This window comes from Coprobacter sp. (assembly GCF_982436375.1).
In genome coordinates, this window is the sequence record NZ_CEWDCG010000119.1 from 1 (window position 1) to 9,696 (window position 9,696).

The window sequence follows — 9,696 nt, forward strand, 5'->3', positions numbered from 1 at the left end:
TAAAAGAACAGTGTACCCGAGTGAATTTTCATTACGTAATATTCAAGATTCTTATTTTTTTTATTTCTTTGCATACTGAGATTTATAACGTCACGTTCTCACTACTTAGAACATCATGAAAAAAATAATTGGACTTTTCTTCCTTATATCTATCCAAATATTATCAGTATCAGCTGAAGAGTTGACCTCAGGATTATTTTTCAACAGTCATCTACATGACGGAAATAAACGGACTTCTTTGATTTTAGACAACGGAAATCCGATAGAAATACAAGACAAACAACAAATTTCATTCGAAATGAATATTCGTGACGAACTTATATTCGGTTTTGCCATGCGTATCATAACAAACAATAACGAAAACATTGATCTTATTTTTTCTATAGATACTCTCCAAAGAAAACGGCCGGCTATCGTGATAAAAGATAAACGTTTTTTTATCAGTGATACGATAATACGAAATAAATGGATTCCTGTCAGCATTACATTTCTGACTAAACAAAACAAAATAGAATTATCTTATAACTCAATAAAAAGAGTGTATGATTATGATTTCAACCAGATAAAAAACACCCGTATCTATTTCGGTGCTTGCGACCATCCGAATTATAACACTCCGGATGCCGCTCCTATAAATGTAAAAAACATTCGCATTTACAACGGAAAAGAGTTATTTCGCCATTGGGAATTAAGTCAGCATGGTAAAGGAGTATGTTACGATCTTGTCAATCATAGTCCGGCAAAAGCCATAAACCCTCATTGGCTCACAGATGATCATGCAGTATGGAAAAATATATACAACTACCAATTTAAAAGGAACCCTCAGTATGCATTCGACCCGGAAAAAGAACTGTTTTATATTACGACCGGTGGTCAGGAAATGTTCATCTATAATCCTCTTACAAATCATCAAGATACAATCAGGGGTATCACCGGACATCCGGCAGCCACAAGCACCAACCAAATGATTTTCAACACAAAAACAAATCGTTTGGAATCTTATAATTTAGATGACCAGACCACATCGACATTTTCTTTCACTGATAAAGCATGGAGTCAAACCTCAAAGAATGAAAAAGAAACCGGATTTTGGCATCATACATCAGACATAGCTCCCGATTCTACCATTATTACATTTGGAGGATACGGTTCTTTCCTGTATAAAAACACCTTATTCAAAATCAATCCTCAAACAGGAGAATTTACAGAAAAGATCATACCTGAGATATATCCAAGATATTCTCCTGCATCGGCAATCGTAGATAATACACTTTATATATTCGGTGGCAAAGGATGCCCTTCCGGACATCAGGAGTTGTCTCCACGCGATTTCTCCGATTTATATGCAATAGATCTGAATACCTTCGAAACAAAAAAGCTATGGGAAGTGCCAAACTTCGATAAGAAATTCCTTCCGGGGAGCAATATGGTTTACAATAAAGAGGATTCTTGTTTTTATATCATTACCGGAAATATGGGCGGAGTATTACTGAAAATTTCTATAAATGAACCGGGAATTATTCCTGTATCGGAAATACAACATTTCGATTCGGGTGCAGACTTTTCATTCTCCCAATTATATCATGCCCCTCGTTCACAACATTTATATTGTCTTTATGCGAAGAATTATAAAAACGGACAACCGTCTCAAATACAAATATACTCGTTATCTTATCCTCCAATGGTATATTCCCAGATTTTGCAACAAGACAAAAAAAAGCAAGATTTTTCTTTCCTTTGGTATTTGATTCCTACAATAATATTATTGGTAGGAACGGGTAATTTCATACGGAAACGTGGTAAAAACCGGAAAAAGGATAATAAATTCTCTACCAGCAAATCTGAAACAGACTCTTTGATCTTTACCGTCCCGGATAAACCGTATTTTAATCGTGATCGTGCATGTATATGTCTATTGGGGTCATTCAACGTAAAAAGTAAAACTGGAGAAAATATAACCTCTTCATTTACTCCTATTTTAAAATCTCTTCTATTATTAATATTGCTCAATACCGAAAAAGATAACAGAGGTATTACAAGCAAAAAACTGGATGATCTTTTATGGGGAGACAAAAACGAAAAGTCTGCCCGGAATAACCGTAACGTCTCTATCAGTCGTTTGCGTCTATTGCTTGAAAAAGTCGGTAATATACAAATCGTCAATGATAATAATTTTTGGAAAATAGTTTTAGGGGACGATGTTTTCTGCGACTATCATACTGCTTTAAACTATATAGACGAGGCAACCAAAACAACAGTACATGATGAAGAATTTTTTAACAAAGTTCTTGAATTACTTCTATACGGACCATTATTGCCTAATACAGAAAGCGATTACCTCGACAGTTTCAAAAGCCATTATTCAGATATAACGATAGATTTGTTACATCTGTTATTACATAAAGAAGAATTCCAGAATAATGACAAGTTCCGATTAAAAATAGCAGACTCCATTTTTCAACATGACAGTTTCAATGAAGAAGCTTTACGCATCAAGTGTTCTATCTTCTGCCGAAATGATAAAATGGGTATAGCTAAAAGCATATATGATAACTTCTGCAAAGAATATCAAACCCTTTTAGGTGAAAAATACGGATTGTCTTTCAATGATGTAACAAAAGAAGAGTAAATAGCTATCCCAATTTTATAATAAAGTGCTCGGAATAGTATTTCTTAAGTTTTCTTTCACTGAATAGTCAATTATTCCCGTAAATAAACAAAAATAAAAAGAGTCGATTCAAAACTTTGATTGACATGAACCCCGAAAGTTGGACAAAAAACTTTCGGGGTTTTGTTATGTTTAAAAAGAGAAAGAAACACGGCTATGCAGAACGATTGAAGTATATGCATATGCTTGAGAATGGACTTAGCATCAATCATATTCATCATCATTATGGAATAGGTAAACAGCTGTTAAGTTCTTTGTGGATTCGTTATCAGTCAGAAGGGTACTCTGGGTTGATTAAGAAGAAAAATGTTAAGGCAGATTATGCCTTTAAACTTCAAATTCTTCGTGATATTGAGGAAAATCATTTAACTTTGGTGGCGGCATCGTTGAAATATGATGTGTCTTCTAGTCAAATATCCGAATGGAAAAGAATCGCTAGAGTTCACGGCTATGATGCATTGTCTATCATCAGGCCTAAAGGCCGACCACCAAAGAACGATATGGGAAGACCACGGAAAAAGAAACCGGACGAAATGACAGAGTTGGAACTCTTACAGTTACGCGTAAAGGAACTGGAGGCGGAGAATGCTCTGTTAAAAAAAGTGAAGGTCTTAGTAGAAGCAAGAGAAGCCCGTCTCAGAGAGATTGGGCGGAAGCCATACAAGAACTAAGGCAGGAACATGGTCTTGAGATTCTCCTCGAGAAGACAGGGATGGCTAGATCTACATACTACTATCATACGAAAAGGCTATCAGAACCTGACGGTTACGATGATGCAAGAGCTGCAATCCGTAAGATATATGACCATCATAAAGGACGCTACGGCTATCGTAGAATAACCTCTCAGCTGAGTAATGATGGCATACATCTTAACCATAAGACTGTACAGAAACTTATGGTAGAGATGAGCTTGTATGGTAGGAGAAAGAAGGCGAAATATAAGTCTTATAAAGGCGAAATAGGCAAGGTAGCTCCTAATGTCATAGACAGGGACTTCATCGCAACTGCACCGAACCAGAAATGGACAACCGATGTTACTGAAGTCAAAATAAAGGATAATAAGATATATCTTTCTCCTATCCTGGATATGTTCAACGGAGAGATCATATCCTACACCATATCATACCATCCTGACCTTAAGATGGCAATGAGTAGGTTGGACAAAGCATTCAGGAAAACGGACATCCCAGAGGGACTTATATTACACTCTGACCAGGGATGGCACTATCAGCATATGAGGTATCAGAAAGCATTGAAAGATAAACATATAGTACAAAGTATGTCGCGCAAAGGAAATTGCCTGGACAATGCAATGATGGAGAACTTCTTTGGACTTATGAAGTCTGAATTGTTATATTTGCAGGAGTGGGACAGCGTAGAGCAGTTCGCCAAGGAACTAGTAAAGTACATACGCTACTACAATAATGATAGAATCAAACTGAGGCTAAATGGAAAAAGCCCGGTGCAATACCGAGCTTTATTCCAATCTAAGAGAGCCTCTTAATAATGTTAAACCATCCAACTTTTGGGGTTCATGTCAGATGAATCGACTCTTTTTATTAAACTAAATATTCAAGTAATAATATCATCATTTTCTGACAGGAAGTTCCGAAGAAAAGCCTTTCGGATTTTTCAACATCTTTTTCCCCTGCCCTACCAACCACAAATAATGATCACTCGACAAGCCTTCTTCAATCGGGACAAAAACAGATTCTCCAATCGGTACTTTTGTTGCACATTTAAATATGGCCGTGCCCTCATCCATTTCATCGAACATAGCTACATAAATCATTTCAGCTCCGGAACTTACGGCATTATACATTTGATCCCATAAAAACTGACCTTTATTTCTCGGTGTAGAATGGCTGTTCATGCCTTTCATATTCTTCCATGAAAATCCGGGAAAAACCAAAGGTGCATAATCTATCTTATTGCTTTTACACCAAGCAATATCTTCAGGAACTAAATGCTTGAACTTCTCAAAACTCCGGTCATTATAACGTCCGACAAACCAAGGCATTATAATATCGCTTTTACGAATCAATTCATGAAGTTTCGGATTATTCTCCGTATCAGACCTCAATTCTCTCCAATAAGTAGGAACTCCCAACATCACACTAAAACCCCGTTTTTTAAGTCCATCGACAATCAGCTCGACATCTTCAGTAGTATATCTGCGACGATCATTAAATCCCACTCCCCAAATCACGACAAGCGGTCTACCGTTATGGAATAAATAAGAAGGATTCTTTTTCCGATTTCCGATATTAAACAAACGGGTAAGTTCATCTATATCATCCAAAACAAACGATGCGTCCGTTCCCTTCATTCCGCTAAGATCATACATAACACAAATTGCACGATCATATTTATCGGCAGCTTTTGTAGCCGAAGCCAAAACCTTATTAAAATGATTTTTCCCCGAAGGATTTTTCACTTCTCCTACAAATCGTTGCATAAATACCCCATCTAAACCGTACTCTTTCATCCAACGAAAATGCGTATCGACCGTAGATTCGTCATAAGAACTGAATACCGAGGCCACACCTCCGTCTGCAAAACGGAACGGTGTAGAATATACTTTCTCATATTCACTGACATCAGGCCACATGTCTATGCTGCAAGAACCGGGTTTAAATCCCTGTTTTCCGGGATAGTGTCTCCATTTTCGATTCGCACCGTCATCCGGAGTGTTAAACCAACCTTGATAGCCGGCCATTATCAACCCTTTATAAGAAGAATACTTCTTTTTGGCCTCAATTCCGGCAGTACAAAAAATAAGTATCCCCAATAAAACACAAAAAGTTTTCTTCATCTATCAATAAAATTAAATATAAAAGTGTGTGTGTACTATTTAAAAAACTATGTCACGATTCTTTCCTAAAAAATTGTCGTGACACAGTTCTAACTAATTGTATGTTATCATATCTTACTTGAGCATGGTACTAACCATATTTGAAAGTAATTTTCCTGCAATAGGATCTGTTGCAGCTTTATCGGTACGCATAGTAGAGATCATAACGTTACCTTGATCCTGAATCATCAACAGAGGGAAACCTTTAATTGTCGACACATATTCAGAACGTTTGTGCATGTCTCCATTAATGTAACCGTGGATTTTCATTTGAGCTGCTAAAGGAACGACTTTCTCACTCCGTACAGTTTGCATCGAAGCACTACAAACTGTCGGAATTTCACGCTTGTTATTATTAAAATAACGAAGATCCATTTTTTCTATATTATCGAATACGGGAGATTCGGGAACTTCCATCGTAGCAATGTCCCCTTCTGTCGGGACAAGGAATCCGGTAAAATGTTCCGGGTACATTTTCAACATCGCTTTTTCACAATTCAAGAAAAGAGCATTCTTACCACCTTGAACTGATTTTCTCATATTTGACAATTCTTCTGCAGAACAATTCTTATCATCCAATCCAGCATAAACATAAAGATCGGCTTTTGCTTTTACAGCCTCTGCAACAGTAGCAACTTTAGTATAAGGTATCTGCAATTGGTCAAATACTTTAGCAGTATTGTTATTATCTACCAAAACGATTTTCTTATCTTTCAGTTCTCCGTTATTACTCCATTCTTGGGTTGCCAAAGTAATATTATAATCATTTTGACTCAATAGTACTCCACCTTTATCTTTCAACTCAAGTTTTAATTTAGCATCCACACGAGACTCAGGTAAATTAGAAGGCACATTGATATTGGCAGTCATCCACTGACGTCCGTAATGTTCAACAACCGGAACATCAACATTACCTTTTGCCAACACCTGTCCTGCACTTATAAGACTCCATGTAATAGTAGAAGCCGGTACGCTACTACCATCTTCCAAATCATTCACGACACAAAAACGAACAGGCAATGTAGATCCGGCATATAAATGGCGACCCCATAATTCGGCCGAAACCAAAAGAGGGCTCAATGAATTTTGCATAGAATAATATGCAGGATAAGGATCAATGGTATTTGCGTCATACACATTTCTAAACCAAGTAAGCAATGCAAAATGTAAAATACCTGATGCCTCCGGATTGCTACGACGAAGAGCTTCTGCCAACTCGGCGGTAATGAAACGATGTGCTTCAAGGAATGCATTCGGATCTCCATAAGGATAAGCATCATCTCCCACCAATACCTGAGGATTCTGATGTACATACGTATAGAATGTTGTCGGATGCCCGGTCTCATTGTTCGGATATCCGGTAGACATCTCCTGACTGATCAAAGGACGGCCTTCACGTTTATTTTTCTGGAATTCACCATTAAACTGTTTAAACACAGTATGATCATACCAATTGATATATGAGTGATCGTCATCTATATCTCCATCATCAAACGTTTTGAAAAAATCCTTTCCAAAGCGTTTTTCCGGACGTTTATAATTAGAATCGAAACAAATAGGACGAGTAGGATCTACTTCACGCATTCTTTTTACTACTTTTTCGATAATCTGCATTTTTTTGATCGCACGGTCTTTATCCGGATCATTATCATAGAATTTCATCTCATTATTGATAGTCCAGAAGAAAATAGACGGATGATTACGATATTTTTTCAACATACCGATATATTCGTCTGCCCACATATCGATCAAATTCTGGTCTGGCATAGAAGACTGAATCATCAGCCAAGGCCAAGTTCCTTCATGACTTATACCTATACCGTTTTCATCGGCAGCAGTAATCCATAACTCATTATAAGGAGTAGTATGAGTACGGGTAGTCTCTATATTACCGCTCTTCATTATTTGATAGAAAGTATCAGCCATACGACGATCATTCGGCGTCAAAGCAAAAACAGTGTGGTTTCCACCTCTCAGCCAATAACGTTTGCCATTCAAATACAGAAAACCATCATCACGCTTTTCGAAAGTACGGAATCCGGAAGTAATAGTCTTATTGTCTATTACCCCCTTTTTATTGCTCAAAGAAAACTTAAAATTATACAAGTTAGGATGTTGAGGTGTCCACAATTTGGGCTGCAAACCATTCACGCTCGCCATAACGACTTTTTCTTCTCCCGGATTTAACGTTATACCTTTCTGCAAAAGGACATCGCTCAACTGTACATTGTTCGACTTATCGATAATTTTACCGTTAATATCGAATGACTGTTTTTTCTTACCGTAATTCTTCAAAGTGATTTCATAATCAGCTCCGGTAAGAGAAGGCTTGATAAATACATCCTCTATTTTTACAGGGTCTGTAATTATCATTTGCACAGGTTGCCATATTCCTCCATTATCGATACAATAGAAACCATGAGCAATATCTTTCAACATTTTATTAGTTACCGGAACTGTCACGGCAACATCCACGATTTTATCTGCATCTGCTATATTTTTTATAAAATCACGAACTACTTTAACAACAACAAGATTTTTACCCGGCTTCAGATACGGAGTGGCATCAACCGAAAAATCACCGAACATACCAATATGCGAACCGGCTTCTTTCCCGTTAATAAATACATCTGCAACCTTAGACACAGCATCAAAATGCAATTCGACTTGTTTACCTTCTATCGATTCAGGCAGTTCTATCCATTGACGATACCAAGCTGCTTTTACTTTTCCATATTCGAAAGTATAATTTTCACAACGTTCGGTCTCTTGTTGAAAATAGGTATCTGAAACACCTTTCGGGTAATGTTCAGAGCCGAACGTTTCTCCATGAAGCCAAATTCGAATAGGATTCCAGAAATTAGGAACACTCATCGAATGCCAATCCTTATCTTCCACAGCCGGATTTACAGCTTTATCCTGATCACTTAACTGATATTCAGGCATAAATAACCATTGACCGTCAAGACTGATTTCTGTACGCCCCGGATTTAGAGTTCCCACTTCAATTGCCTTATATTGGCTTCTTTCTCTTTGCCGTTTAGCCTCCTTTTCAGCCGGAGACATAGCATATTTATATTCCTGGCGTTTTATTCCCTGAAAATAATTCTCAGGAAGCTCTTTAATTTCAAGATCATCAAACTCGGTAGTCAACCAACCGCCACCAAGAGAAACCTGACCACTGGGAGCTAAATTTGAGTTTTTATCAGTCACATCTATACGGGGAGTATTTTCATCATTGATATAAACCCTTATACGATCCCCGACTACATCGATCTTAAATTTATACCATTCTCCTGGAATCGGGTGAAATCCGAGAGGTTTTACGGCAAAAAACTCATCAGTACCCATATATCCCTGACGGGCAAGAACAATATCATCTTGCAGTCCGCCTTTTAACCCGACAATATAACGGTCATTACGATTATGAGCTCGAAAACCTGCCCATATCTGCACCTGCTCACTGCCTTTAGGAGCTCGCGCCTTAAAAGTCACCGAATAATTTTTCCACTCGGGATTTCCGAAAAGAGCATAAGATTCCCGACTGCTAAAAACGCCATTTTTTACATGGCAATCACCTCTACCGATAGTTTTAAGAGTCATCCCATCGGTCGCGAAATTTTCTTTGAAAACGCCATTTTGGGCACTTAGTTGTCCGAGTCCCAGACTCAGAGCCAATCCCAAACTTAGAGTTCTTAAGTGTGTTTGCATATTAGTTATTATTTATTTGAAGATGTTTATATTTAGTGTTTTCTAATATAATTCGATACATGTTCTATGAACCTAAAGAATGATCAAAACAAATGAGGTTTTCCATGCATTATTAATAAGATACAAAGAAAAATGCACTATCTTAAATTTTGGATTAATAATGCCTTAAATCGTTCTTAATATCACATTAGGATAAAAATTAATCAATAAAATAAAGAATCTAAGTCCCTGTTGAGATTTTGGTCGGGTCTGGGTTGAGAGTTCCTTTTAAGAATGTTCTCATGAGGAGAATAACAATTTATCCGGAGCGTAAAAATGGGGAAAAGGCCGGCTAATGTTTATTTATCGAAAAATTTGAACAGACCCAAAAGTTTCATTATAAAACAGGCAATGACAGTATCAAAAAAATATTTATTCATGCGAATCAGCAGTTGGCTTTCTGATTCAAAAATTAAAAATTAAC

At 37.2% G+C, this 9,696-nt stretch carries 4 protein-coding genes and 1 pseudogene; 3 read left to right on the forward strand and 2 right to left on the reverse strand.

The window, feature by feature from the left end; translation table 11 throughout:
* The first annotated feature begins 115 nt into the window (after positions 1 to 115).
* The 3 genes and pseudogenes from AC1WHX_RS07830 to AC1WHX_RS07840 form a co-directional block, all read left to right on the forward strand.
* The gene (locus tag AC1WHX_RS07830) at positions 116 to 2,629 is read left to right on the forward strand and encodes a Kelch repeat-containing protein (protein ID WP_122337229.1); all 2,514 of its coding nucleotides are present in this window, start codon (positions 116 to 118) and stop codon (positions 2,627 to 2,629) included.
* Positions 2,630 to 2,754: 125 nt separating this feature from the next.
* Positions 2,755 to 3,339 carry a hypothetical protein gene (locus AC1WHX_RS07835; protein WP_302545144.1) on the forward strand — a complete coding sequence of 195 codons (585 nt, stop codon included), beginning with the start codon at positions 2,755 to 2,757 and terminating at the stop codon, positions 3,337 to 3,339.
* A pseudogene (locus AC1WHX_RS07840) lies at positions 3,324 to 4,172 on the forward strand (IS3 family transposase); the annotation flags it as partial. The gene AC1WHX_RS07835 and the pseudogene AC1WHX_RS07840, both read left to right, overlap by 16 nt.
* 84 nt (positions 4,173 to 4,256) lie before the next feature.
* Here the strand turns inward: AC1WHX_RS07840 and AC1WHX_RS07845 are convergent.
* Both AC1WHX_RS07845 and AC1WHX_RS07850 read right to left on the reverse strand, forming a co-directional pair.
* A complete protein-coding gene (locus AC1WHX_RS07845; protein ID WP_009319516.1) occupies positions 4,257 to 5,483 on the reverse strand; it encodes a glycoside hydrolase family 99 protein in 1,227 nt (408 codons plus the stop codon).
* Positions 5,484 to 5,597: 114 nt separating this feature from the next.
* Positions 5,598 to 9,233 (reverse strand): glycoside hydrolase family 2 TIM barrel-domain containing protein, encoded by a 3,636-nt coding sequence (locus tag AC1WHX_RS07850; protein WP_122304584.1) that lies wholly within the window; start codon positions 9,231 to 9,233, stop codon positions 5,598 to 5,600.
* Positions 9,234 to 9,696: the final 463 nt, after the last annotated feature.